Origin of the sequence: Bradyrhizobium sp. S3.3.6, assembly GCF_040546905.1 — a bacterium.
GTDB classification, from domain to species: Bacteria; Pseudomonadota; Alphaproteobacteria; order Rhizobiales; family Xanthobacteraceae; genus Bradyrhizobium; species Bradyrhizobium cytisi.
Map to the genome: position 1 here is coordinate 21536 of NZ_JBEPOT010000014.1, position 24666 is coordinate 46201.

The window sequence follows — 24666 nt, forward strand, 5'->3', positions numbered from 1 at the left end:
AATGCCGGTCAGCCCCCCAGCAGGCGGCTGACGATGCGGGCGGCATAGTCCACGGTCGGGATCACACGGGCATAATTCAGCCGCGTCGGCCCGATCACGCCCAGAACGCCGACGATGTGGCCGGCCGCGTCCCGATAGGGCGAGATGATGGTGGAGGAGCCCGACAGCGAGAACAGCTTGTTCTCCGAACCGATGAAAATCCGCACGCCTTCGGCGGTTTCGGCGCGCCCGAGCAGGTCGATCACGCCGCGCTTGGTCTCGAGATCGTCGAACAGCAGCCGCACCCGCTCGAGATCCTCCAGCGCGTGCAAATCCTCCAGCAGATTGGCGTGGCCGCGAACGATGAGCTGGCGGTCTTCATTATCGCCGCCGGACCAGCTCGCAATCCCGGCCGAGATCACCTTTTGCGTCAATTGGTCGAGCTCGGCGCGAGCCTCGCCGAGCGCGGTTTCCAGCTCGAGTCGCGCCTCGGCGAGCGTCCGGCCGCGAATCCGCGAATTGAGGAAGTTGCCGGCTTCGGTGATGGCCGAGGAGGGAACCCCCGGCGGCAGCGTCAGCACGCGATTTTCGACCTGGCCGTCCTCGCCGACCAGGATCACCAGCGCCTTCTCGGGTTCCAGCCGGACGAATTCGATGTGTTTCAGCCGGGTATTCGATTTCGGCGTTAGAACGACAGCAGCGGTGCGGGTGAGACCCGACAGCCGCGTCAGCGCCTGGTCGAGCGCCGCCTCGACCGACTGCGCCTGCCCGACCGAGGTCAGCTGGCTCTGGATCGACTGCCGCTCGGCGTCGTTGAGGTCGCCGACCTGCATCAAGGCGTCGACAAAGAAGCGCAAGCCGAGTTCCGTGGGCAGCCGGCCAGCAGAGGTGTGGGGCGCATAAATCAGGCCGAGATGTTCCAGATCGGCCATGACGTTGCGGACCGAGGCCGGCGACAGCGGCATCGCGATCAGCCGTGAGATGTTGCGCGAGCCCACCGGCTCACCGGTCGCGAGATAGCTTTCGACAATTTGACGAAAGATGTCGCGGGAACGCTCGTTGAGCTGGGCGAGGCCTGCGCGCGGCGCGATCAGATGGATCGGATCGTGATGGGCCACAGGGTAACTCCTCTCAGATGCTGATAATTTGTCCATCCCCGAGGGTTCTGACAAGCGTGGCGTTTGCGGGGTGGAAAACCGGGGGTGAAAAAGCCTTGTCTTCCCCCCTTGCCGCCCACCCTCACCCCACCTACAAGCACCGCGAATAGCCCTTTTCCGAGAGTTTTGGAGGAATTCCCATGCGGCCAAGCCGCCGTGCGCCCGACGAATTGCGCCCCGTGACGCTGGAGCGTGGCGTGGTCAAATATGCGGAAGGCTCCTGCCTCGTGAAGTTCGGCGACACCCATGTGCTGGTCACCGCTACGCTGGAAGACCGTTTGCCTCCCTGGCTGAAGGGCCAGGGCCGCGGCTGGGTCACCGCCGAATACGGCATGCTGCCGCGCGCGACCTCCGAACGCACCCGCCGCGAAGCCGCCGCCGGCAAGCAGAGCGGCCGCACCGTCGAGATTCAGCGCCTGATCGGGCGTTCGTTGCGCACCATCGTCGATCTCGAAGCGCTCGGCGAGCGCCAGATCACGGTCGATTGCGACGTGCTCCAGGCCGACGGCGGCACCCGCACCGCCTCGATCACCGGCGCCTGGGTCGCGCTCGCCGACTGCATCAACTGGATGAAGACGCGCAACATGATCAAGGCCAACGTGATGCGCGACAACGTCGCCGCGATCTCCTGCGGCATCTATCAGGGCAAGCCGGTGCTGGATCTCGACTATGCCGAGGATTCGGAAGCCCAGACCGACGCCAATTTCGTCATGACCGGCGATGGCCGCATCATCGAGGTGCAGGGCACGGCGGAACGCGAGCCGTTTACCCAGGACGAGTTCCTTGCGCTGATCGCCCTGGCGCAAAAGGGCATCGCGCGTCTCGTGGACTTGCAGAAACTGGCTGTCGCGTAGTCAATAGGCCCATGCACCGCCGAATCACCGGAAAGCTCGTCATCGCGACCCATAATCCCGGCAAGCTCGCCGAGATGAAGGAGCTGCTCGCGCCTCATGGCATCGAGGTGGTGTCGGCCGGCGAGCTCGGCCTGCCCGAGCCAGACGAGACCGGCAACGATTTCCGCAGCAATGCAGCGATCAAGGCGGTCGCGGCGGCGCAGACGTCGAAGTTGCCCGCTTTCGCCGACGATTCCGGCATCGTGGTCGATGCGCTCGACGGCGCGCCCGGCATCTACAGCGCGCGCTGGGCCGGACCGTCCAAGGATTTCGCTGCCGCAATGGCGCAGATCGAGCGCCTGTTGCAGGAGCGTGGCGCCACCTCGCCGGACAAGCGCAAGGCGCATTTCGTCTCGGCGCTCTGCGTCGCCTGGCCCGACGGTCATCTCGAAGAGGTCGAGGCGCGCGTCGACGGCACGCTGGTGTGGCCTCCGCGCGGCGCCGCCGGCTTCGGCTACGATCCGATGTTCCTGCCGGATGGTTACGATCGCACCTTCGGCGAGATGGAAAGCATCGAGAAGCACGGCCTGCCGCCGCTTGGCCTCGGCCTGTCGCACCGCGCCCGCGCCTTCGTGAAACTGGCGGAGATCTGCCTTGAGCCGCGCTAGAGCGTTTTCGAGCGAAGTGGATACCGGTTCGCGCCAGGAAAACGCGTCAAAACAGGAATCCGAAGCCTTTGGCGTCTACGTGCACTGGCCGTTCTGCCTGTCGAAGTGCCCCTATTGCGACTTCAACAGCCATGTCCGCCACGCCGCGATCGACGAGGCGCGCTTTGCATCCGCCTTCGCCCGCGAGATCGAAACCACCGCGCAGCGCTCGCCCGGCCGCGAGGTGACCTCGATCTTCCTCGGCGGCGGCACGCCGTCGCTGATGCAGCCGGCAACCGTCGGCGCCGTGCTCGACGCGATCGGCAAGCACTGGAAAGTTGCCAACGACGTCGAGGTGACACTCGAGGCAAACCCGACCAGTGTCGAAGCGACGCGCTTTGCCGGCTATCGCGCAGCCGGCGTCAACCGCGTCTCGCTCGGCGTGCAAGCGCTCGACGATACCTCGCTGAAGGCGCTGGGCCGCATGCACAGCGCGCGCGAGGCGCTCGATGCCGTTGCGATCGCGCGTCGTTCGTTCGATCGCTATTCGTTCGACCTGATCTACGCCCGCCCCGACCAGACGCCGGCGATGTGGGCCGATGAACTGCGTCTCGCAATCGACGAAGCGGCCGAGCATCTGTCGCTCTATCAATTGACGATCGAGGAAGGCACGCCGTTCTTCGGCCTACACCAGGCCGGCAAGCTGAAGACGCCCGACGAAGCGGTCGCGCGCGCTCTCTACGACGTGACACAGGAGACCTGCGACAAGCTGGGGCTGCCTGCCTACGAGATTTCCAACCACGCGCGGCGCGGCGCCGAGTGCCGGCATAATCTGGTGTACTGGCGCGGCGAGGAATATGCCGGCGTCGGCCCCGGCGCGCATGGCCGCCTCGACATCGACGGCACCAGGCACGCGACCGCCACCGAGAAGCGTCCCGAAGCCTGGCTGATGCGCGTCGAGAGCAGCGGCCATGGCGTTGTCACCGACGATCTTCTCAACAGCGAAGAACGCGCCGACGAATTCTTGCTGATGGGATTGCGCTTGGCCGAAGGTATCGACCCCGAGCGCTACACCGCGCTCTCCGGCCGCCCGCTCGATCCCAAACGCATCGCGCTACTGCGCGAGGAAGGCGCGATCACGGTGGATGCGACGGGCCGTTTGCGCGTCACGAGCAGCGGATTCCCAGTGCTCGACGCAGTGGTCGCGGATCTCGCGGCATAATGAGATCTCGTAGGGTGGGCAACGCGGAGCGTGCCCACCATTCCATGAAAATTTGTTGAGAGATGGTGGGCACGGCGCGCAAGCGCGCGCCTTTGCCCACCCTACAGCAGCTCGTTAAGCCCCAAAGCTCTTCGGCGAGCCCGCGACTGCAACGCCGCCGCCCGTCGTCACCTTCATCACCGCGAGCCCACGCTCATTGGTGCCGTCGGCGCGGAAGCGGAACAGGCCGTCGATGCCGGCGAAGCCGGAGGGATTGGTGAGCACGTCGGACGAGAAGCGCGTGGTGCCCTGCGTGCGCGCGAGCGCTGCGACAAGCGCCACCGCGTCATAGGCGAGCGTCGCGGTGCGGATCGGATCGGCGCCGTATTTGGTGCGATAACGGCCGGAGAACGCGCGGAAGCCGGCCGGATCGGGTGCGGCATAGAGCCCACCCTGCAGGCTTGGGCTGGCATAGACACGCGGGCTGTCCCACAGGCCGGTGCCGAGCAGCTGGATGTTGCGCAAATTCGCGCCCGCAGCGGTCATTGCATCCGCGACCGCGACGACGGCATCGCCGTCATCGGCAATGAACAGTGCATCCGCGCTGCCGAGCTGCTGCGCGACGGTGCGCGCCGGCGTCGCGCGATCGGCGCCGTATTTCTCGAACGCGACGATGCGTCCGCCGCGCCTGGGCACTGCGGCCTTCACCGCGGCTTCGACCACATTGCCATAGGCATTGTCGGGCACGAGCACGGCGACGGAGCGTTTCCCGATGCTGGCGGAATATTCGACGATGCGATTGACGTCGGACTCAGGCAGGAAGCTCAAGAGATAGACGCCGCGGCCTGCGATGCTCGAATCGGTCGAGAACGCCATCACCGAGATGCCGCGCGTGCGCGCGACCTGGGCCACGGCCGGGACCGATTGTGCGAACAGCGGCCCCAGAATGATCTCGGCGCCTTCGTCGATTGCCTGCTGCGCACTGGCTTGCGCACCTTGCGGGCTGCCATTGTCGTCCTTGATCAGGAGCTGGATGTTCGGGTTCTGGAACTCGGCCAGCGCCATCTCGGCGGCGTTGCGCATCGACTGCGCGGCAAGTCCGGCATTGCCGGCGGCCGAGAGCGGCAGGATCACGCCGACCTTCACCCCGCCGGTGCCGGCGGTCGTCGCCTGCTGCGGCGGCCCGGCCGGCTGGGCCGGCGGGGATGAGCTCGAGAACGGGCTGGAAAACTGGCTGAGGCTCTGCTGCACGCCGGCGCAGGCTGACAGCAAGGGCGTGCCGAGCAGCAGGCCAAGCGCACTCCGCCGGGTCGCCCCCGACAAACGGGACCCGTTAACGGAAGACTTCAGATCACGCGGGCCCACCATGGCAGCTCTTCTTCTGATCTTCCGTCGCCGGCCGATCACAGCAAATCTTGCCGCGACAGAAGCCGCGGATTCAGGCATATTGTCGGCAAATAGTTAACCAAAACAAAAGGATAATGCCCGCTTAACGCGACTGCCTTACGTTCCTGGTTGGCTGCTCGCCGTCCGTCATCCAGCATCAAAGCGGGGTTTCCGCCACGAATATGGCGCTGACGCTTCATTTCCTAGGGAATGTGATGCCGGATGGATCACATTCCAGTCTTTCCTCGCCCCAGTTCAGTATCTTGCCCGGCACGATCTTTTTCGGGGGACCGGTTCCCAGCCCCGGGGATCATGCCTAAGTTCGTCTGATTATGCGCGCAAAGCCGGCCTCGATAAATACGACTGAAGCTACGGACGCCGCCCCGCGCGGTTTCTCCATCGACGCCCATCGGCTCGCGGTGCCGAAGGCGGCGGCCGGCCTCTATCTGGTCGCGACCCCGATCGGCAATCTCGGCGACATCACCCTGCGTGCGCTGCAGACGCTGGCCGGGGTCGACGTCATCTGCTGCGAGGACACCCGCATCACGCGGCGCCTGACCGAGCGTTACAATATCTCGGCGCCGCTCAAGCAATATCACGAGCACAATGCCGAGGCCGCCCGCCCAAGGATCCTGGAGGCGCTTGCCGCAGGCGGCTCGGTCGCGCTGGTGTCGGACGCCGGCACGCCGCTGATCTCCGATCCCGGCTTCAAGCTGGTCCGCGATGTCTGCGCAGCCGGCCATGCGGTCTATGCGCTACCCGGCCCATCCTCGGTGCTGGCGGCGCTGTCGGTCGCGGCCCTGCCGACCGACCGTTTCTTCTTCGAGGGATTTTTGCCGGCGAAATCCGCCGCGCGGCGGTCGCGCCTCACCGAACTTGCCCGCATCGACGCGACGCTGGTGATGTTCGAATCCGGCAACCGGGTGCAGGATACGCTCGCCGAGCTCGCCGAGATCATGGGCACGCGCGAGGCCGCAATCTGCCGCGAGCTGACAAAACTGCACGAGGAGATCTCGCGCGCGAAGCTCGATGAGCTGGCGCGCGAGGCGGACACGCTGGAGACGCGCGGCGAATTCGTGCTGGTGATCGCTCCGCCGGCCGCGGATGCCGACGTGCTGACATCGGACGCGCTGGACGGTCTCCTGCGCGAGCAGCTCGCCACCCACAGCGTCAAGGACGCCGTCGCACACGCAGTCGCGCTCTCGGGTCGGCCGCGGCGCGAGGTCTATGCCCGCGCGCTCGAACTCGCAAAAGATTTGCGGGGCGGCGATGGCGAAGCCTAAGGATCCAGCGGATCCGAAACCGGAACCGAAGATCGCCTCGCCCGAGCGCGTTGCCGCGTTCCGCACCGGCATCTCGGCCGAGAGCCGCGCCGCCGCCTATCTGATGGCGAAGGGCTACCGCATCCTCGCCAAGCGCTACCGCACCCCGCATGGCGAGATCGACCTCGTGGCGCGCCGCCGCAACCTGATCGCCTTTGTCGAGGTCAAGGCGCGTGCCAGCTTCGATGAGGCCGCCTATGCGGTGACGCCGCGCCAGCAGCAGCGCATCATCGACGCCGCGCAGGGCTGGCTTGCCACGCATCCCGAGCATGCGGAATTCGAATTGCGATTCGACGCCATGCTGATTGCGCCGCGATCACTTCCACGCCATGTGTTGGCGGCATTCGACGCCTCGACCTGAAAGGCAGACCATGAAACTGAACGTCGCCGTCCAGATGGACCCCATCGCCCGCATCAACATCAAGGGCGATTCCACCTTTGCGCTGCTTCTGGAGGCGCAGAAGCGCGGCCACGGCCTGTCCTATTACACACCCGACAAGCTCTCGATGGTCGGCGACGAGATCGTCGCACCCGTGCAGCTCCTGACCGTGCGCGACGAGCCCGGCGATCACTTCACGCTCGGCGAGCCCAGGCGCGAGGCGCTGAACGGCTTTGACGTGGTGCTGCTGCGCCAGGATCCGCCGTTCGATCTCGCCTACATCACCTCGACGCATCTGCTCGAGCGCATCCATCCGAAGACGCTGGTCGTCAACGACCCGGCCTCGGTGCGCAATGCGCCCGAAAAGCTGTTCGTGATGAACTTTCCGCAGTTGATGCCGCCGACCCTGATCTCGCGCGACCTCGAAGAGATCAACGCTTTCCGCGACAAGTATGGTGCCGTGGTGATGAAGCCGCTGCACGGCCATGGCGGCGCCGCGGTCTTCCGCGTGATGCCGCAGGACATGAATTTCGGCTCGCTCTACGACATGTTCTCGGTCACCTTCAAGGAGGCCTGGGTGATCCAGCAGTTCATCCCCGAGGTGAAGCTCGGTGACAAGCGCATCATCCTGGTCAATGGCGAGTTCGCTGGCGCGGTGAACCGCGTGCCGGCCGCCGACGACCTCCGCTCCAACATGGTGCGCGGCGGCGCGGCAAAGGAGACCGAGCTGACGCCGCGCGAGCGCGAGATCTGCGCCACCGTCGGCCCGGCGTTGCGCGAGCGCGGCCTGCTGTTCGTCGGCCTCGATGTCATCAACGGCAACCTCACCGAGATCAACGTGACCTCGCCGACCGGCATCCGCGCCATCGCGCGGCTCGGCGGCCCCGATGTTGCGGCGAAGATCTGGGACACGATCGAGCAGAAGCGGGCGAAGTAAGCAGCGGCGCTACAGGCATCAACGGAAACATTGACCGCGCTTCACTAACCACCCATTCACCATGACGCCCCGCGCCTCGTGCGAACGCACGAGCGCGCCTGCGTGAATCTACGGGGCCGCTGGCCGCGCGGCTAACGCGGCATTCACCATCTGCCCAGAACCCGCGCCGTCACTGACCATCACACTCGGCCTCGCAACACCCCTTATACTTTTACTCCCTACTCATCGATGCCGGGGAACCCGCCACGTGCGGTTCGAGTGCCCCGCGTAAGAGTAGAAGCGTATGAACACCGCACGCATTGTCGTTCTCGTCATCGCACTCGGCGCCGGCGGCGTCGCTGCGTATCTGGCGAGCGGCTACGACAACAAGCCCGCGCCCGCGCTCCCGGTGGCCGAGAAGCTGCCGACGGTCGAAGTGCTCGTCGCCAAATCCGACATTCAGCTCGGCCAGGCCGTGAAGGCCGAGGATCTGCAATGGCAGACCTGGCCGCAATCGACCGCAAGCGGCGCCTTCATCCGCCGCGACAGCAGGCCCGACGCGCAGACCCAGATCGCCGGCTCGATCGCACGCGTGCCCTTGATGCAGGGCGAGCCGATCCGCGAGCAGAAGCTGGTGAAGGCCGACGGCTCCGGCTTCATGGCCGCGATCCTGCCGTCCGGCATGCGAGCCGTGTCCACCGAGATCTCCGCCGAGACCGGGGCCGGCGGCTTCATCCTGCCGAACGACCGCGTCGACATCGTCCTGACGCGACGCCTGAAGAACCCTGATGGCGCCAACACCAACAGCTCGACCGGCGGCAATGACCTGATCCTGTCGGAAGTCATCCTGACCAACATCCGCGTGCTCGCGATCGACCAGGCGCCGAAGGAGAAGGACGGCCAGAACGCCGTGCTCGGCAAGACGGTCACGCTCGAGCTCCGGCCCGACCAGGTCGCGACGCTGTCGGCCTCGCGCCAGGGCGGCGCGCTGACACTTGCGTTGCGCAGCATCGCCGATGCCAGCGCCTCCGACGGCACGCCCGAGGACCAGGCGCTCAAACAACGCTCGAGCGGCGTGAACGTGATCCGCTACGGCGTGCAGGCGCGACAACTGACGTCACAGAAGTGATGGGGACATGATGAACTACGGGGGTAATCGGATGGGCCTGCGCATTCGGGGGAAGCGCGCTGGCTCGTTCCGGGCAGGGGCAATGCTGATGCTGGGGCTGCTCGCAGTTCCCGATCTCGTCCGCGCTGCGGATGCGCCGGTCGGAGACCAGGCGCCGATGCAGGCGCCGGATCTCGGCGTGTCGCCGGTCGCAACCATCGCGCCGGCGCGGACGCGTTCGCTGTCGCTCGGCGTCGGCAAGTCGGTCGTCATCGACCTGCCGCGCGAGGTCAAGGACGTGCTGGTGGCCGATCCCAAGATCGCCAATGCGGTGATCCGCTCAGCGCAGCGCGCCTATATCATCGGCGGCCAGGTCGGCCAGACCAACGTGGTGTTCTTCGGCGCCGACGGCCAGCAGGTTGCTTCCTACGACATCGCGGTCAAGCGCGACCTCAACGGCATGCGCACGGCGCTGCGCGCATCGCTGCCGGGCGTGCAGATCGAGGGCGTCGGCGACAGCGTGATGCTGACCGGCTCGGTGTCGAGCCCGGTCGAGGCCCAGCAGGCCGGCGACGTCGCCGCCAAGCTCGTCGGCGGCGCCGACAAGGTCGTCAACAACATCGTCGTGCGCGGCCGCGACCAGGTGATGCTGAAGGTCGTGGTCGGCGAAGTCCGCCGCGACATCGTCAAGCAGCTGGGTGTCGATCTCAGCGCCAGCCTGAACGCCGGCACCGCAGTGGTGAATTTCAACAATTCCAACCCGTTCTCGGCCAGTGGCGGACCGCTGGTCAGCGGCAACGGGCTCGGCGTCGCCGGCCTCGCCAAGGGCGTCGCCACCGTCAGCGCCACGATGCGCGCGATGGAAAGCGCCGGCGTGATGCGCACCCTGGCCGAGCCGAGCCTGACGGCGATCTCCGGCGAATCCGCGACCTTCATCGCGGGCGGCGAATTCCCGATCCCCGCAGGCTATTCCTGCGATCCGACCACGCATGTCTGTACCACCCAGATTTCCTACAAGAAATTCGGCATCTCCCTGAACTTCACGCCGGTCGTGCTGAGCGAAGGCCGGATCAGCCTGCGGGTGATGACCGAGGTCTCGGAGCTGTCGAACCAGAACGCCATCACCGTGTCGCAGGCACTGTCCTCGAGCTCGACCAACTCGATCACCATCCCCTCGGTCCAGACCCGTCGCGCCGAGACGACGCTGGAAATTCCCTCGGGCGGCTCGATGGCGATGGCCGGCCTGATCCAGCAGCAGACCAAGCAGGCCGTCAACGGCCTGCCCGGCGTCGACCAGGTGCCGATCCTCGGCGCGCTGTTCCGCAGCCAGGACTTCGTCAACAACGAGACCGAGCTGATGGTGATCGTGACCCCCTATGTGGTGCGCGCGGTCGCCCAGAAGGAATTGTCGCGGCCCGATGACGGCTTCGCGCCGTCCTCGGATGCGCAGTCGGCGCTGCTCGGCCGCATGAACCGCCTCTACGGCATCGCCCGCCGCGCCGATCCGATCGACGGCGATCGCGGTGATTTCGGCTTCATCATCGACTGACACCAACGGTTTGGGGACCGGGCAAGACACGACACGGACAAGAGGGGATGAAGCGATGACGAAGACAAATGATCGACGTCGCAATTTGCGCATCGCGCTCGCGCTGACGGGGCTCTCCGTCATGCTGGGAGCCTGCAACACCACGGGCGACGTCGTCACCACCCAGACGGTACCGACCGACTACCGCATGCGTCACCCGATCGCGGTGCAGGAAGCCAAGCGCTCGATCGTGATCTTCGTCGGCAAGGCGCGCGGCGGACTTTCGACCGCGCAGCACGCCGACGTGATGGGCATCGCCCAGGATTGGGTGCGCGAAGGCACCGGCTCCGTCGTCGTCGACGTGCCCATCGACACCGCGAATTCGCGCGCGGCGGCTGCGACCTACCACGAAATCCGCGCCGTGCTCGGCAGCGGCGGCGTGCCGTCGCGCGCCATCGTCCAGCATCGCTATCGTCCCGAAGACCCCGCCCTGCTGCCGACCATCCGGCTGAGCTATTCCAAGATCGCGGCGGTGGCCGGCCCCTGCGGGCTGTGGCCAGAGGACATGGGACCGTCGATCCTCGATCCCGGCTACAACGAGAACCGGCCTTACTTCAATCTCGGCTGCGCCACCCAACGTAATCTTGCCGCGATGATCGACAACCCCGCCGACCTCGAGCAGCCGCGCGCGGAGACGCCGGCCTATACCGCACGGCGCGACATCGCCTTCGACCGCTACCGCAAGGGCACCTCCACCGCGACCGCTTATCCCGAGGCTGACAAGGCCAAACTCAGCGAAACAGGCAAATGACGGGCATCCACGACGAAGAGGCGGACGATCCGCAGCACCCCGAGGAGCACATTGCGCCGGTTCCCCGGATCTCGGTGCAGGCCTTTTGCGAGACCGAGCAGACGCTCGCCGCGGTGACCGCGGCCGGGCAGGACCGCCGTCTCGCCAAGGCGCATCTCACCGCCAGGAGCGGCGGCCTCGCCGCGGCAATCGATGTCTATGACACGATGCCGACGCCGAACGTCATCGTGATCGAATCCGACGGCACACGCGACATCCTCGAGGGCCTCGACGACCTCGCCGGCGTTTGCGATCCCGGCACCCGCGTGGTCGTGATCGGCAACCCCAACGACACCGCGCCCTACCGTGAGCTGGTGCGTCGCGGCGTCAACGACTACGTGGTCGGGCCGGTCGAAACCCTCGACGTCGTGCGCTCGATCTGCAGCCTGTTCTCGGCCTCCGAAGCCATCATCACCGGCCGCGTCATCGCGGTGGTCGGCGCCAAGGGCGGCGTCGGCGCCTCCACCGTCGCGCACAACGTGGCCTGGACCATCGCGCGCGACCTCGCGCTCGATTCCGTCGTGATCGATCTCGACCTCGCCTTCGGCACCGCCGGCCTCGACTACAACCAGGATCCGGCGCAGGGCATTGCGAACGCGGTGCTGTCGCAGGACCGGCCGGACACGGCGTTGATGGAGCGCCTGCTCGCCAAATGCACCGACCGCCTCAGCCTTCTCGCCGCACCGGCTACGCTTGATAGGGTCTATGATTTCGGCGCGGAGGCGTTCGATGCGATCTTCGACACGCTGCGCATGACCACGCCCTGCATCGTGCTCGACGTGCCGCATCAATGGTCGGCCTGGACCAAGCGCGCGCTGGTCAATGCCGACGACATCGTCATCGTGGCCGAGCCGGATCTCGCGAACTTGCGCAACACCAAGAACATGCTGATCGTGCTCAAGGCGGCACGGCCGAACGACCGGCCGCCGCTCTATTGCATCAACCAGGTCGGCATGCACAAGCGCGCCGAGATCGACGTCAAATCGTTCGCCAAGACGATGGAAAGCCAGCCGCTGGCGGTGATCCCGTTCGATTCAAAGCTGTTCTCGACCGCCGCCAATAACGGCCAGATGATTGCGGAGGTCTCCAAGAGCCACCGCACCACCGAGCTGTTCCAGAACATGGCCAACCGCCTCGCCGGGCGCGGCGAAGTGAAGAAGCCGAAGCGTTCGCTGCTCGGACCGCTGCTGAAGAAGCTGAAGGGCAGGACCGGACGCGCATCCGCTCCGCATCGCAAGGCGTCGTAAGCGCAAGAGCGTTCTCGAGCGCGCAGTGCTCTCGGCGGCGGATTACTTCTCCGCCCGCTGCTGCTGCTTCTTCGACAGCAGCTGGCGTAGCGCCGTGACCTTTGCCGCCGCCTGATCCGGCGGCAGATCGGCCTTCACGATGGTCTCGGCCTCGGCCTGCTTGCCTTCCAGCCCCAGCACCAGTGCGAGATTACCCCGCACGCGGGAATCGGCCGGGTTGCGCCGATAGGCGCGGCGCATGGTGTCCTCGGCCCGCGGCAGATTGTTCTGGAGCATGTAGGACAGGCCGAGATTGGACAAAACCTGCGGCTCGTCCGGCACGATCTTCAGCGCCGACGCATAATATTGCTGCGCTTCCTCGTTGCGGCCGAGCTGGTCGAGCGCCGCGCCCTGCGCCGACAGGATGTGCCAGTCCGGATCCTCCGGCGTATGCGCCCGGCTGAGAACGTCGAAGGCCTGCTGGAAATTGCCATTGTCGGCGAGCGCGCGGCCGTAGCCGGCGAGCAGCGCCTTGTTGCTGGGATGGGCGAGCACGGCCTGCTCCATCACCGCGACCGCCTGGGCGCGCTGGCCGGTCTCGCGCAGCGCCTTGCCGTAGTCGAGGGCGATGGCGGGATCGCTGGGCCTGGCGCGATAGCGCTCCCGCAAGCCGTCCATGTCGGGCTTGATGTCGGGCTTGGCGTCCGCCGTAGCGGCCGCTTCCGGCTTGCCACCGACGCCGAGCGCGCCGGTCACATCCTCCAGGCTCGTGGTCTGGCAGCCACCGAGGGCGAGCACCAGGAGCGCGGGAAGCAGGAATCTCGCCGGGGGAGAGGCAAGGGACGAACGCTTGGACATACTCTGATCACCGCCGGCGGACTGATCAGAGATGCTTTGCCGATTAACGCTAAATTCCCGTTAAGGACGCCCGCCTCTTGGGCTTAGTCGGTAAATTCCGCGCCGAATTCGCAGCCGATGCGCCAGCGCAGGCGGCATTGGCGGGAATAGTCGGGTGCGAAGATGATGGTGAATTGCGGCGGCAGTTCCAGGAATTCCGCCACGACCTTGACGCCGCCATCCGAGATATCCGTGATCGTGCAGTCCCGTGGCAGCGACCCCGCGCCAAAATGGATCTTGGCGAGCCGCGTGCACATCCGGCGTTCGCTTCTGCGGCGATTTGCAAGCATTTGAATTGTTCACCCGTTAGATCACGGCCCATCCCGCAGCCCTAGGAGTAGCGCACATTCATTGGAATGTGCTGAGCGCAGCCGCTCGCATTCGAGGCGTAGTCGAAGCTTAGTGTCGCCGTCCCGTTTACCGGTCGTTAGGAATCGCGGCGCCCGCGCCTTCGTTCTTGTATTGTTCTTGTCAGGGCCATCGCGCTCTGCTACCCCTAATTGTGCGAGGGGGCATCATGGTCCAGCGGGTTTCGACAGTCGCCTTTGAAGGGATCGAGGCCCGCGCGGTCGACGTGCAGGTGCAGGTCGCCCCGGGCCTGCCGGCCTTCGCCATTGCAGAGTGTGAATGCCAACGCTATTAGGCGCGGGCAATTGGCATCACACGGAGATTGCAATGGAATTTGGCAATAGGATCATCGTCACCGGCCTCCGGGCCATCATTCGGCTGGCTTGGGGCTTAGACCGGGCAGCGCGGGCCACGGCAGCATTCGGGGAGCGTTTAGAGGGCTGGGCTGAGAGGCAGGCTACCCAGTGGCAGGTGGATATTGACGCGGTGCTGATGGCGCTGAGCCCGGAACACAAGGGCTGAGGCTACCCAATGAGCACCACCCCTGTGCGCCCTGCGCGGCCCGAAGAGACCCGCGCGTATTCCTACGTCCGCTTCTCGACACCCGCGCAGCAGGAGGGAGCGAGCTTCGCGCGGCAGATGGAGAAGGCGACCAAGTTCGCGCTCGACCATGGGCTGACCTTGGACACCGAGCTGAACATGACGGACATCGGTGTGTCTGCCTACAGAGGCAAGAATGCCCGCACAGGGGCGCTCGCTGGGTTTCTTGAAGCCGTTCACAAGGGATACGTCTCCGAGGGCAGTTATCTGCTCGTGGAGAACATCGACCGACTGTCGCGTGACGACTTCTTTGAAGCGCAAACGCTGTTCCAGAACTTGATCATAGGCGGCATCAACATCGCTGTGCTGGCCACGGGTGAGGTGTACTCGCACGAGCGACTGAAGAAGCAGCCCTATGACATCATGTACATCGTCGCGGAGCAGATCAGGGCGAACCAAGAGAGCGCGAGGAAATCGCAGCTAATTGGGGATGCCAAGGCCCGGAAGAAGAAGCGGCTGAGCGAGCACGGTCTTGAGGGGAAGCCGTACACCCGCCAGACACCCGCGTGGATCACATGGAGCGACAAGGAAGGCCGTTATGTGCTGATAGATGAGCGCGCCGACATCGTGCGGGAGATGTTTGAGCGCATGGCTGCGGGCGACGGGCTTACTCGCATAGCTCGGGACCTGAACGAGCGCGGTGTCCCGACATGGGGGCGAAGTGGCAATCAACGGACTGCGGACCATTGGCGGACCAGCTACATCCGCAAGGTCCTCACAAGCACCGCACCAATCGGCACCTTCACACCCCACACCACATCCCACGATGAAACCACAAGGGCGCGCCGGGATCAGCCAATGGACCCGGTGGAGAACCTATTCCCCGCTGCGGTAGATAAGGACACGTATTGGAAGGTGAACCGCAAACTCAGCACCAAAGCTGCTCGGGGGCGGAACGCAAGACAGCCACCGAAGTCCATCGTGTCAGGCATCGCGTTCTGCGCAACGTGCGGGCACGCGGTCACACGGGTTGCCAAGGGCGACTACGTGTACCTCGTTTGCTCCAGAGCGAACATGCGAGCAGGGGGCTGCGAGTACAAGGCCGTTCGGTATGACACCGTCGAGGAGGCAATAAGGGAGAATGCTAGGGGGCTGGTTAAGGAGGCCCCCCGAGGGAAGAGCACCGCAGCACTAGAGAAACAGATTGAAGCCCTGCAAAACAACGCCGATGGGGCAGAAGGGCAGATATCCGACTTGGCGGAATTGATCGCCGCAGAGCGTGGAAGCCCGGAAGCCAGAGCAGCAGCAAAACGGCTTAGGGAGATTGACCTGTATCTGAAGGACACCCAGAAGCAGCTACGGGACTTGAGAGCACAGCGCGACACCATGACCACTGCGAGCGTGAAGGACCGACTCAAGGCTGTGGAGCGGGCGCTCACCGGAAGCACGGATGTGGAGGAAACCAACAGGGTACTGAGGGACGCCATTCGCCGCATCGTGCTTGACCCGGAGCAAGGCATGTTGTGGGTGCGGTGGCATCACTCCGATGAGACGCAAGGCGTTCTCTGCATCACACGGCACTTCAAATGGGACCATAGGCAAGAGACGCGGGAGCCGCTGAGCGCGCTATTCCCCGAAAGGGCAATCGGCGCAAATCAGATTGAAGAGACGACGGGACACTGATGGCAACGAAACGAAAAGAGACTGATAGGCGGCGCGCCGTGACGCGCGCGGGCATCAAGAGACCCACGGACACAGGTGAAAGCATAGGCGACATCGCAGCGAAGCTGGCGGCTAATGCCGGGGCAGCGCGGAAGCACGCGGCTGGCGCAGTAGTGAAGCTAGCGCTGAAGGACATCCGCGTGGCTACAAAAGTGTTCCAGTGGAGAAACCCGGGCATGGTGCCGAGTGATGACCACATTTTCGAAATGGCTAAGGCGACACAGAACACGGGCGCGCTGGAGCCGATACTCGTCATGCCGGTGGCGGACAAGTACTACGTAATGGACGGGCATCACCGGCTTGCGGCCTACAAAACGGCAGGGTGGAAGGGAGATATTCCGGCAATAGTGTTTAGTGGCACCTTGGATGAAGCCATCCGGGAGGCACTGAGGCGCAACACTAAGAACAAGCTGCCGATGACGACTAAAGAAAGAACAGAGGCGACATGGGAGCTAGTGAAGCTAGGAAAGCCGGGAGAGTGGCCGGACAGCATCGCCGAAACGAGGGAACTAACTGGTGCAGGCAAAGGCACAGTGAACCGGATGCGCGAGGCGTGGACGAAGTTGCACAGCGGGCAATACGAGGGGATAGCAGGCCTCAGTTGGAGACAAGCAATAGCCAAGCTGGACGGAAAAGAACAGCAGGCGTTTGACGAAGCTAGCTGGCTAGAGGAGCGAGCGCAGAACTTAGCTAACGATATCGAGAGGGCGAAGCTACATCTGTCAAAGAACCCCGAAATCACAGCGCTAGCGCTGGAGATGCTTGACCCCGGGCTGCCAGCGGAGCTCATGGCGCATTGGGAACCGCGCCGCCCCTTTGATCCGGCGCAGGTGGATGAGGACAACGAGCCCTTCTGAGGGCCTCCGCAGGCTGCAAGGGCCCATAGCCGCCTACCCCAACCCATAGCGCCCCATTGGGGTAGGCTGATCCCAAGCAGAGCAAACCCGATTTAGTTAAAATCATGAGCTATAACAGATAGTTAGATAGATCAAGCCGTATATGTGCCCATGGCCCATAACTTAGCTTTGGGCGGAGCGTAGGCTGCCCTGCCGAATGTCCCATAGGCCCCTAGGAAGCCCCTGGATGCGTTTGATGCCAGGGCGAGGCCCAACAGCGGTTGGGTAGAACTGCTACCGAGGGAGTCCGCTGGGGCCCCTAGGAGCATCGGCGCCAGAGTTGCAAAGCGAGCCCCCTGTCCCACCCGGCCCCGGCGAGCAGGGGCCCCATCGGGTACTTCCAAGAAGGCACACCGCCCTGTTCAGTTGAGCAGAGGCAAGGGCTTTAGCCCGTTGTTTTTGAAACCGGTGGGGCCCCAAGAGTTAGCCAGAGGCCCCCCGGGGGGCCGGAGTTCCTTGCCGGGCCCAATCGGGACAACAACGAAGTGGTGGGGTGACCAAGAACAAATCGGGAACAAAGTCCCTGATGTGCAATATAGGGGGATAACCGAGGGCGTGGCGCCAGGGAATCCAACGGAGAATGGTAAGCAGAGCAGGTCGGAAACGACTCAGTCGGGAGTGATCCTCCCCACCGGAGACGAGAGCGCTGTGAACGGGGCGCTATCGTGCGGCCCGGGGAAGTGGAGCCTAGTCTCCACGGGATCACAGCAATGGCCCGTCCAGCGTCGTGTCCGATCCACCAACCGGTGGCCGTTTGCGACTATGTCCGCATTCGGTTCGGCAAGGTGGAGTACGTGCGTGCACACTGCCGGAGCCTGCCGAGCCGATAAGGCAAGGAAGGACTCCAGCAGCTTCTGGTAGGAAGGTTCCTTAACGGAGCCGTTTGGGGTCATCTGGTTGCCACCGGGTGACCCCCTTCCTTTTCCAAGGAAGGCCCGTCAGGTAAAATTACCGTACGCTGATTTGGTGCCACATAACAATCGGTAGCCCTGAAGCAGAACTCTCTGAAATCCTTGAGGATCAGCAGAACGATCCACAGGATAGTTAGGCCAAGGGGGCCTAGGCGGCGCCAGCCCCACCACCGCACGCGCCGCAATCCGATCATTCGGCAAGGTGCCGGCTCTCTCGGATCATGTTGGCCGAGTGAACAACCTGCTCACGTATGGCTTTGCCCGCGAGATACACGACATTAGCTACATACGCGGTGCAGAGAATGATGGTGGCTATAAGCACCAAAAATTGGATATCGCCCATTAGTCTCCCGCTCGCTCCCTCTGCTTGCTCCGGCGCCTTTCTTATCTTCGTGATCTATGCACTTTGAACGTTGCCAACGCTAGGGACGGACGTCGATTGGATGAGCCAAACAATAAGGGCGCAAGCGGCCCGCTACGGGACCCATACGGTACTTTCAGCGAACCACACCGCCCTTTTCAGCTGAGCAGAGGCCCATCGCTTTAGCCCCTTTTTTTGGAAAGCAGGGGCCCCATGAACACCGGCCAAGGGTCCCATACCGCCCGCAGGGGACCCGAGTGCCATCGACGGCACGCTCGGATGTTGTGTCGCGACTTGACGCCCGCAAAGGCTGTTCGGTAACTGCTGTTCTTTATCTAAAGTTAGATGGAATGGGGGGCGACCGAATGAGGATCACAGCTTTGGCTGGCGCTATGCTGGCTGCGTTAATGCTAGCTGGTTGTATTTCAACCCAAGAAATGCCTCTGGCACCCAATGTGGTGCGCTTAGACACCCAATCGAAGGGGCTACTCTTTACGAGCCAAACAGTGCCACAAACCATGCGTGCGGCAGCAAAGGCAACGCTGGATCGAGGCTACACGCACTTCAAACTTGCTCAGGCCGGAGTGAGCCAAGGCTCAGAGGTCGCCGGTGTTGTCGGGAGCAGCAACAGCAATTTCAATGGTAGCTACGGCTACGGCAGCATGAGCGGAACCTCTAGCAGCTTCGGTACTGCGAGCGTGGTTCGTGCCCCCACTGCTAATGCTGCTGCGACCGTTGTTATGTTCCATGCAAACGAGCCGGGGGCACAAGGGGCATTCGAGGCCGAGCAGGTACTTAGACAATACTCACAGTGAGGGTTAGCCCGCTTTCGACGACGCAACCGCTGGAGGGAGCCCGCTCGTGTCGCGCTACAGCCAACTCTACATCGATCAGACGGCGCCTTTGCCCGACAGCCCCCGCGCGCGACATCGGCTGGGTAAGCTCATGGAGGGCATGGTCAGCAATCACAGAGGGCTAAGCTACTTCATTGAGCGTGAACTTGGAATAACGGTTGGGGTGGTCAACGGTCTCGGATGGCCAATCTTTACCGCGAAGTGCGCGACGCGAGACCTCCTCGACACCGTGACGTTGACGTTCGGGTTCCTCAGGGCCACGAGTTTTGAAGAACGGTGGCTGAGCGAAGCGCGCCGCGTCTTTTCCGAGGAGCATTTGGCTTTTGAAATCGACAGCGTCGCCATCGTGCATCCGGCCGTTGACAAAGAGTTTCAGAGGAACAGGCAGGCGACCGTGGCAGGGCTTCAAACGCCACGCTATGCAAATAGCCTCGCTGCTTTCGAGCGGATTTCTAATGAACTCTCGTCTGATCCCCCCAACGGAAAGGATGCGTGGCGTGCAGCATTCCTTGCCGTAGAGGGGCTTTTCAGATTGATGTTTTCGTCTGCCAATCAACTGAACGCCGGGGCCGTTGAAACATATTTGGCGCCCGTGGTTCAAAGGCTCTACAGCGCCGATCCCGTTGCCCTGCGGGCTGCCAGTAAACAACTGGCTTCATTCAAGGACTGGGTAGATGCTTCCCACAACTACCGCCATGAGCCAGGTAGTGAGGACCCCGTCCAGCCTCCGATTGATCTTGCGGTCTTGGCAATCAGCAACGGGACATCCTTCCTGCGATGGCTGATCGTTCTAGATCAAACGGCGGTGAACTAACACTGCATCCGCTGTGCACGGAGAAGTTCATTTCAACCAAGGCTGCGCCGGTCTCGCAGTCGATGAGCAAAACCGGCGCGTTGCGCTTACGCCTTGGGGCACTCAGGGAGTGACAGCAGGTTGTTCGGCTGCTCCCCATCGGCCGTCGTCTTCAGATACTTGTTACCGAAGCGGCTGATGGCGACGACAACCCAGACAGGGTCAGCATTGGGCGGCTTGACCCAAAAGTCCCATTGCCTCGTCTCAATCAGGATAATCGCGTCTTCCTGAGTGATACGCCAACCGCCACCAGCTGTTCCACCTACGTGGGTGATGCGCTCGTGCGGGTTGTAGCGGTCGCTCTTGATGATACAGCTAATTTGGGCGGTCTGCGTTTTGACGGTGACGTTCATAATAATGACCTGTGTCTTGCGAGACAGGCTTGACCACCGGCTGTATCTCCGATTCTATCGGAGTTGCGTAACGACCAATGTCCCGCTTCACCTGTCTCGCGGGTTAAGTAGCGGACCGGAACTTATAGAAGCCGTTGAACCTTGCAGGGTTTGGCGGCTTCGTTCGTTCAGGTTCCCATCAGGTTGAGTGCTTCACTCGATTCCGTCAAGTACTAGTCGGATGTTTACCGCTCTACCGCTACATGTGGGGGAAAAGGTGGATAACTGCCTGTCGCGGGCGTGTACTGAGTTGAAAGCAAGACCAACAAGCCAGCCCCAACCTGATCCGCGAATCTTCCCCTTTTGTCATTGACATCCCGCCATTGCCATCGTCGGCCTGCCCGACAAGGCGGTGTCGGAGGCGCGCGAACGGGTGCGCTCGGCCCTGATCGCGTCGGGCCTGGCGCTGCCGGCGCGGCGGATCATCGTCAATCTCGCCCCTGCCGACGTCCCGAAGGAAGGCAGCCATTACGACCTGCCGATCGCGCTCGGGCTGATGGCGGCGATCGGCGCGATCCCGCCGGATGCGCTGACGGGTTTTACCGTGCTCGGCGAGCTCGGCCTCGACGGCTCGATCGCACCGGTGGCCGGCGTTTTGCCAGCCGCGATCGGCGCCAATGTGCGCGAGGAAGGCCTGATCTGTCCGGCGGCCTGCGGCTCGGAAGCGGCGTGGGCGAGCCCGGACATCCAGATCGTCGCCGCACACTCCCTGATTCAGATCGCCAACCATTTCAAGGGCACACAGGTGTTGTCGCGGCCCGTGCCGAAAGTCCACGAGGCAGCAAGCTCGCTGCTCGATCTGCGCGACATCAAGGGCCAGGAGAGCGCCAAGCGGGCGCTGGAGATCGCGGCCGCGGGCGGCCATCACCTGTTGATATGGCGGCCAATTGATTTTGACGCTGACGCCCATTTGTGCCGACGGCTCGTAAGGGTTTGCTAACCTCGTTCCTCGATCAGTGACTCACTGGCAGTTTAAGCAAGAGTGAGTAGTCGCGTCGGCGCGCGATGACGATCCCTTTGCCGAGGACACATGGCGGAATATTCCAACACCAACACGGGCGGTCCAAATCCGATAGCAGACCCAAAGCTCGTTCGAGTGCTCTCCGAGATTCGAGAACTCAATGTCACGGAAGCTGGATCGGCAATTTCCCGGAGGGGCGAATGCAATTGGACGCTAGATCCACTCGAAGAGGACGACCGAAAAGCGATAGCTATTTTTGCACTTGCAGGCCTTCAACCAGAAAATCGTTTTCATCGCGATCTCCTGCTCGAGGTGCTGATCGATTTTGTCCCCTTCGCGGGTACACCGCCTTGGACAGAACTAGAGGTATGGGCTCTGCTGAGGGACATTCATTATACTCGGAGAGCCCTCGAACATTTAGGTAAGCCGAGTGATCTAGTAAGCGCATGTGAAGAAGTAGCAAATCAGCCGGGATTCAAGGAAAACCAAATTTCCGCCGGAACGTTGAAGCGGCGTTACTACCACGGCCGAACGCATTTTTTGGCCAGGATTCACACCGAAAGCTTCGTCCGAGACTGGCCTCCCGTCGCCTTGAGTGAGCTCAAAACCGTACTCGAAAATGGATAGGAGCGGTGAACCTTTCCTCCTACCTATGCTGAAGTGCGGAAAACTACCCCACTTTATCAGCACCTTCATCCAGCCCTACTTGGATAGCGCACCGCGTGGTGCACTACCTGAAAGGAAAGTGGATGAAAGAACTGAAAACCGAAGTGGCTGCGGATAATGAGGTTTCGATCAAGCCTCAAAGTATCTTTGCGGACCTCGACCAGCTGCGGCTCTCCGTTAGCTCGACCGTGTTTGGTGGCACTACTCAAATTCTATCGAAAGTGCCTGTACGCAAGCCTCAAAAGCAGGAATTTGTGCGTGTCCATCCTGATGAAGGAATGATGCTCGCAACGGCCGTTTACGAGGACAAGCAGGACCGTGAGTTCTACTTCGTGGCTCCCAACATGATGTCGGCGATGCTTGGGGAAACGACCCCGGTCATCCTCGTCACCGCCATTAATCGGCAGAAGGTTAGTTTCCTTTGGCCGATCAAGGTCGCGAACGACAACAGCAGCGGGAATGCGTGGCAGGATAGCGCTCAGCAGGGCTGTGAGGTTGCAAAGAAGACGTGGGTTCGGCTGGTCGCCGACATGTCGTTGGGCGCCTACCGCATTTGGGCGGCGCAGGGAGACCTCTCTGAGCCTGAATGGCCGGCGAAGCCTCTGAACGAACTTCTCGAAATCGCCTTTCGCGGGCGGGTGATCGAGAACGATGATCATCCGGTCGTTAAGCGACTTCGCGGTCTGGTCTGACACATGCCTCCCCTACACAATAAGAACGATGGCCTTTGGGCCGTCGTTCCTTTCCGGCGTATCTGGTGCGTCGATTTTGAGTTTCAGGCCGGTGAAGGCGAACGTCCCCGTCCGATCTGCATGGTTGCAAGGGAGGCTGTCACTGGACAGGTTATCCGCCTCTGGCTGGATGAACTCAGGACCCTTACCCGCCCCCCTTTTGTTACGGGACCGGATGTACTTGTCGTAGCCTATATGGCGGCCGCCGAGATTGGTTGCTTTTTGGAACTCGGCTGGAATCCTCCGGAGGAGATTCTTGATCTCTTCGTAGAGCACCGCGTCGAGACCAATGGTCGCTATTTGCCGATGGGAAACGGCATGCTTGGCGCTCTCGCTATGCGCGGGCGGCCGCACATTGGCGTGGGTCACAAGGATAAGATGCGGTCCCTGATCCTTGATCAGACGACTTGGAACGACGCCGAAAAGAAAGCCATCCTCGACTATTGCGAGTCAGACGTTGACGGCCTTGTTGTCCTGCTCGAATCGATGGCGGCCTCGATCGACTGGTCTCGCGCCCTCTTGAGAGGAAGATACATGTCCGCCGTGGCTCACATGGAGCGGAACGGCGTGCCTGTGGATCGGGCACTCTATCGGACTTTTGTTGACCAATGGCCCGAAATCAGGGGGCGGCTGGTCGAAGAAGTAGACCGTGATTACGGCGTCTACGACGGCATCTCGTTTCGCCTCAGCCGGCTCGAGGCTCTCCTGAAAACACGAGGTATGTCTTGGCCGAGGCTGCCGTCAGGCACTCTGGACCTGAAGGACGATACGTTTAAGGAGCAGTGCCGGCTCTATCCTCAACTCGGTCCGCTGCACGAGCTTCGGCAATCCCTCAGCAAGCTCCGCAAATCAGACATTCAAATTGGCCTGGACAACAGGGCTCGCACCAGCCTCCGTCCGTTTCGGTCCATCACGGGCCGTAACCAGCCTTCAGCGAGCGCGTTCGTTTTTGGACCTTCGAAGTGGCTGAGGGGCATCATCAAGCCCGAGGACGGCCACGGCATCGCCTATATCGACTTCGTGTCACAGGAGATCGGGATCGCCGCTGGGCTTTCCGGCGACCCAAGGTTGGCGGAGGCCTACGCAGACGGCGACCTCTATATGGCCTTCGCTAAGCAGTCCGGACTCGCGCCGGTTGATGCGACGAAGGCCACCCATCCGGTGATCCGGGAGCGCTGCAAAACGGTCGTGCTCGGTCTCAACTACGGTATGGGCGCTGAAGGCATGGCACACCGAGCTGGCATCAGCGTCGCCGAGGCCCGGGAGATGATCCAGCTCCACAGACAGTTGTACCACCGGTTCTGGGAATACAGCAGCACCGCGGTCGATAGCGCGATGATCTCGAACCGCCTGAGTACGGTCTTTGGTTGGCGACGGTGGGTCAAGGCCACAGATAAACCGACCTCGCTGATGAACTTTCCCATGCAAGCGAACGGCGCTGAAATGATGCGAATCGCCGCAATCGCAGCGACCGAAGCCGGGATCAATGTTTGTGCACCGATCCACGATGCCTTCCTGATTGCAGCGCCGTTGTGCCGGCTCGACGATGACGTGCGACACATGTGCGAGCTCATGTCGAAGGCCGGCTCCTATGTCACTGGTGGGCTGCCCATTCGCACCGAAGCTAGGATTATCCGATATCCAGGCCGGTACATGGATGAGCGGGGCATCTCCATGTGGAATCGAGTTGTACGACTGGTTGGTAGGCCAGACGCTACCTACCCGGTGAATACATGAACGATCGCAGCAGCGCGAAGGTGGTGTCGCTCCACCGCGATACCGTCTCATCTAATAGTAGATCTACTAACACATCTGAATCGAGGACGCCCGAAATAGAAATTCCGACGGTAGCAAGCCGTGACAGAGCCACGCGCATGACCGGCAGGTTCCTGAAGGGGCCTATCCCGATGAACGAGCTGTGGGTGGCGGCCAGACTGCCGGGCCAGGCGCTCGCGGTTTACTTGGCTATTCGCCATCAGTGCGACCTGACGGGAAAGGCATG

The 24666-nt window shown here is 62.8% G+C and carries 23 protein-coding genes and 2 pseudogenes; 20 read left to right on the forward strand and 5 right to left on the reverse strand.

The window, feature by feature from the left end:
- Positions 1-8 precede the first annotated feature (8 nt).
- Positions 9-1097: a heat-inducible transcriptional repressor HrcA gene (gene hrcA, locus ABID59_RS30750; protein WP_148752715.1), complete on the reverse strand. Its 1089-nt coding sequence runs from the start codon at positions 1095-1097 to the stop codon at positions 9-11.
- Positions 1098-1276: 179 nt separating this feature from the next.
- On the opposite strand from hrcA, the gene rph reads away from it, so the two are divergent.
- Genes rph through hemW form a run of 3 tightly spaced genes read left to right on the forward strand, consistent with a single transcriptional unit; the run spans position 1277 to position 3838 of the window.
- Complete coding sequence (gene rph, locus ABID59_RS30755) at positions 1277-1990, forward strand: ribonuclease PH (RefSeq protein ID WP_148752716.1); 714 nt, start codon at positions 1277-1279, stop codon at positions 1988-1990.
- 11 nt (positions 1991-2001) lie between these two features.
- Complete coding sequence (gene rdgB / locus ABID59_RS30760) at positions 2002-2637, forward strand: RdgB/HAM1 family non-canonical purine NTP pyrophosphatase (protein ID WP_354085856.1); 636 nt, start codon at positions 2002-2004, stop codon at positions 2635-2637.
- Positions 2638-2653: 16 nt separating this feature from the next.
- Positions 2654-3838 (forward strand): radical SAM family heme chaperone HemW, encoded by a 1185-nt coding sequence (gene hemW / locus ABID59_RS30765; protein ID WP_354085979.1) that lies wholly within the window; start codon positions 2654-2656, stop codon positions 3836-3838.
- Between the two features lie 114 nt (positions 3839-3952).
- Here the strand turns inward: hemW and ABID59_RS30770 are convergent, their stop codons facing one another.
- Positions 3953-5185 carry a penicillin-binding protein activator gene (locus tag ABID59_RS30770; protein WP_354085857.1) on the reverse strand — a complete coding sequence of 411 codons (1233 nt, stop codon included), beginning with the start codon at positions 5183-5185 and terminating at the stop codon, positions 3953-3955.
- 350 nt (positions 5186-5535) lie between these two features.
- On the opposite strand from ABID59_RS30770, the gene rsmI reads away from it, so the two are divergent.
- From rsmI to ABID59_RS30805, 7 genes are all read left to right on the forward strand, one after another.
- On the forward strand, positions 5536-6486 hold the full coding sequence (gene rsmI, locus ABID59_RS30775; RefSeq protein ID WP_354085858.1) for a 16S rRNA (cytidine(1402)-2'-O)-methyltransferase: 951 nt from the start codon (positions 5536-5538) through the stop codon (positions 6484-6486).
- Positions 6473-6886, forward strand: coding sequence for a YraN family protein (locus ABID59_RS30780; protein ID WP_354031241.1), 414 nt, complete (start codon positions 6473-6475; stop codon positions 6884-6886). Before rsmI ends, ABID59_RS30780 begins: the two co-directional genes overlap by 14 nt.
- 10 nt (positions 6887-6896) lie before the next feature.
- Positions 6897-7841, forward strand: a complete 945-nt coding sequence (gene gshB / locus ABID59_RS30785) for a glutathione synthase (protein WP_354085859.1) — start codon at positions 6897-6899, stop codon at positions 7839-7841.
- Between the two features lie 283 nt (positions 7842-8124).
- Complete coding sequence (cpaB, locus tag ABID59_RS30790; protein ID WP_354085860.1) at positions 8125-8949, forward strand: Flp pilus assembly protein CpaB; 825 nt, start codon at positions 8125-8127, stop codon at positions 8947-8949.
- Between the two features lie 10 nt (positions 8950-8959).
- Entirely contained in the window at positions 8960-10477 is a 1518-nt protein-coding gene (locus ABID59_RS30795) for a type II and III secretion system protein family protein (RefSeq protein ID WP_354085980.1), read from the forward strand.
- Positions 10478-10532: 55 nt separating this feature from the next.
- The gene (locus tag ABID59_RS30800; RefSeq protein WP_354085861.1) at positions 10533-11267 is read left to right on the forward strand and encodes a CpaD family pilus assembly protein; all 735 of its coding nucleotides are present in this window, start codon (positions 10533-10535) and stop codon (positions 11265-11267) included.
- Complete coding sequence (locus ABID59_RS30805; protein ID WP_354085862.1) at positions 11264-12553, forward strand: CpaE/TadZ family protein; 1290 nt, start codon at positions 11264-11266, stop codon at positions 12551-12553. The genes ABID59_RS30800 and ABID59_RS30805 overlap by 4 nt, the downstream gene beginning before the upstream one ends.
- Before the next feature lie 42 nt (positions 12554-12595).
- On the opposite strand, the gene ABID59_RS30810 is transcribed toward ABID59_RS30805, so the two are convergent.
- Complete coding sequence (locus ABID59_RS30810) at positions 12596-13390, reverse strand: tetratricopeptide repeat protein (RefSeq protein ID WP_354031237.1); 795 nt, start codon at positions 13388-13390, stop codon at positions 12596-12598.
- 83 nt (positions 13391-13473) lie between these two features.
- Entirely contained in the window at positions 13474-13719 is a 246-nt protein-coding gene (locus ABID59_RS30815; protein ID WP_148738150.1) for a PilZ domain-containing protein, read from the reverse strand.
- A 227-nt stretch (positions 13720-13946) separates the two neighbouring features.
- Between ABID59_RS30815 and ABID59_RS30820 the strand changes: the two are divergent.
- The 6 genes and pseudogenes from ABID59_RS30820 to ABID59_RS30845 form a co-directional block, all read left to right on the forward strand.
- A pseudogene (locus ABID59_RS30820) lies at positions 13947-14045 on the forward strand (ATP-binding protein); the annotation flags it as partial.
- A 59-nt stretch (positions 14046-14104) separates the two neighbouring features.
- Complete coding sequence (locus ABID59_RS30825) at positions 14105-14299, forward strand: hypothetical protein (protein ID WP_354085864.1); 195 nt, start codon at positions 14105-14107, stop codon at positions 14297-14299.
- A gap of 9 nt (positions 14300-14308) precedes the next feature.
- On the forward strand, positions 14309-16000 hold the full coding sequence (locus tag ABID59_RS30830; protein WP_354085865.1) for a recombinase family protein: 1692 nt from the start codon (positions 14309-14311) through the stop codon (positions 15998-16000).
- A complete protein-coding gene (locus ABID59_RS30835) occupies positions 16000-16896 on the forward strand; it encodes a ParB/RepB/Spo0J family partition protein (RefSeq protein WP_354085866.1) in 897 nt (298 codons plus the stop codon). The genes ABID59_RS30830 and ABID59_RS30835 overlap by 1 nt, the downstream gene beginning before the upstream one ends.
- A gap of 1676 nt (positions 16897-18572) precedes the next feature.
- A complete protein-coding gene (locus tag ABID59_RS30840) occupies positions 18573-19022 on the forward strand; it encodes a hypothetical protein (RefSeq protein WP_354085867.1) in 450 nt (149 codons plus the stop codon).
- A gap of 46 nt (positions 19023-19068) precedes the next feature.
- Positions 19069-19875 (forward strand): hypothetical protein, encoded by an 807-nt coding sequence (locus ABID59_RS30845; RefSeq protein WP_354085868.1) that lies wholly within the window; start codon positions 19069-19071, stop codon positions 19873-19875.
- 86 nt (positions 19876-19961) lie between these two features.
- Here the strand turns inward: ABID59_RS30845 and ABID59_RS30850 are convergent, their stop codons facing one another.
- Positions 19962-20267, reverse strand: a complete 306-nt coding sequence (locus ABID59_RS30850) for a DUF3892 domain-containing protein (protein ID WP_354085869.1) — start codon at positions 20265-20267, stop codon at positions 19962-19964.
- A 355-nt stretch (positions 20268-20622) separates the two neighbouring features.
- On the opposite strand from ABID59_RS30850, the pseudogene ABID59_RS30855 reads away from it, so the two are divergent.
- The 4 genes and pseudogenes from ABID59_RS30855 to ABID59_RS30870 all read left to right on the forward strand — a co-directional run.
- A pseudogene (locus tag ABID59_RS30855) lies at positions 20623-21183 on the forward strand (magnesium chelatase domain-containing protein); the annotation flags it as partial.
- A 153-nt stretch (positions 21184-21336) separates the two neighbouring features.
- Entirely contained in the window at positions 21337-21894 is a 558-nt protein-coding gene (locus tag ABID59_RS30860; RefSeq protein ID WP_354085870.1) for a hypothetical protein, read from the forward strand.
- 122 nt (positions 21895-22016) lie between these two features.
- Complete coding sequence (locus ABID59_RS30865; RefSeq protein WP_354085871.1) at positions 22017-22625, forward strand: hypothetical protein; 609 nt, start codon at positions 22017-22019, stop codon at positions 22623-22625.
- A gap of 234 nt (positions 22626-22859) precedes the next feature.
- Positions 22860-24401, forward strand: coding sequence for a DNA polymerase (locus ABID59_RS30870; RefSeq protein WP_354085872.1), 1542 nt, complete (start codon positions 22860-22862; stop codon positions 24399-24401).
- The last annotated feature ends 265 nt before the right edge of the window (positions 24402-24666 follow it).

Coding starts and splice junctions, on each gene's coding strand:
- ABID59_RS30810 (WP_354031237.1), bottom strand. CDS start 13,390: ATGTCCAAGCGTTCGTCCCTTGCCTCTCCCCCGGCGAGATTCCTGCTT.
- rph (WP_148752716.1), top strand. CDS start 1,277: ATGCGGCCAAGCCGCCGTGCGCCCGACGAATTGCGCCCCGTGACGCTG.
- ABID59_RS30870 (WP_354085872.1), top strand. CDS start 22,860: ATGGCGGCCGCCGAGATTGGTTGCTTTTTGGAACTCGGCTGGAATCCT.
- gshB (WP_354085859.1), top strand. CDS start 6,897: ATGAAACTGAACGTCGCCGTCCAGATGGACCCCATCGCCCGCATCAAC.
- rsmI (WP_354085858.1), top strand. CDS start 5,536: ATGCGCGCAAAGCCGGCCTCGATAAATACGACTGAAGCTACGGACGCC.
- ABID59_RS30860 (WP_354085870.1), top strand. CDS start 21,337: ATGGCGGAATATTCCAACACCAACACGGGCGGTCCAAATCCGATAGCA.
- ABID59_RS30835 (WP_354085866.1), top strand. CDS start 16,000: ATGGCAACGAAACGAAAAGAGACTGATAGGCGGCGCGCCGTGACGCGC.
- ABID59_RS30825 (WP_354085864.1), top strand. CDS start 14,105: ATGGAATTTGGCAATAGGATCATCGTCACCGGCCTCCGGGCCATCATT.
- cpaB (WP_354085860.1), top strand. CDS start 8,125: ATGAACACCGCACGCATTGTCGTTCTCGTCATCGCACTCGGCGCCGGC.
- ABID59_RS30865 (WP_354085871.1), top strand. CDS start 22,017: ATGAAAGAACTGAAAACCGAAGTGGCTGCGGATAATGAGGTTTCGATC.
- ABID59_RS30850 (WP_354085869.1), bottom strand. CDS start 20,267: ATGAACGTCACCGTCAAAACGCAGACCGCCCAAATTAGCTGTATCATC.
- ABID59_RS30805 (WP_354085862.1), top strand. CDS start 11,264: ATGACGGGCATCCACGACGAAGAGGCGGACGATCCGCAGCACCCCGAG.
- ABID59_RS30780 (WP_354031241.1), top strand. CDS start 6,473: ATGGCGAAGCCTAAGGATCCAGCGGATCCGAAACCGGAACCGAAGATC.
- ABID59_RS30815 (WP_148738150.1), bottom strand. CDS start 13,719: ATGCTTGCAAATCGCCGCAGAAGCGAACGCCGGATGTGCACGCGGCTC.
- ABID59_RS30830 (WP_354085865.1), top strand. CDS start 14,309: ATGAGCACCACCCCTGTGCGCCCTGCGCGGCCCGAAGAGACCCGCGCG.
- ABID59_RS30795 (WP_354085980.1), top strand. CDS start 8,960: ATGAACTACGGGGGTAATCGGATGGGCCTGCGCATTCGGGGGAAGCGC.
- rdgB (WP_354085856.1), top strand. CDS start 2,002: ATGCACCGCCGAATCACCGGAAAGCTCGTCATCGCGACCCATAATCCC.
- ABID59_RS30770 (WP_354085857.1), bottom strand. CDS start 5,185: ATGGTGGGCCCGCGTGATCTGAAGTCTTCCGTTAACGGGTCCCGTTTG.
- ABID59_RS30840 (WP_354085867.1), top strand. CDS start 18,573: ATGAGGATCACAGCTTTGGCTGGCGCTATGCTGGCTGCGTTAATGCTA.
- ABID59_RS30800 (WP_354085861.1), top strand. CDS start 10,533: ATGACGAAGACAAATGATCGACGTCGCAATTTGCGCATCGCGCTCGCG.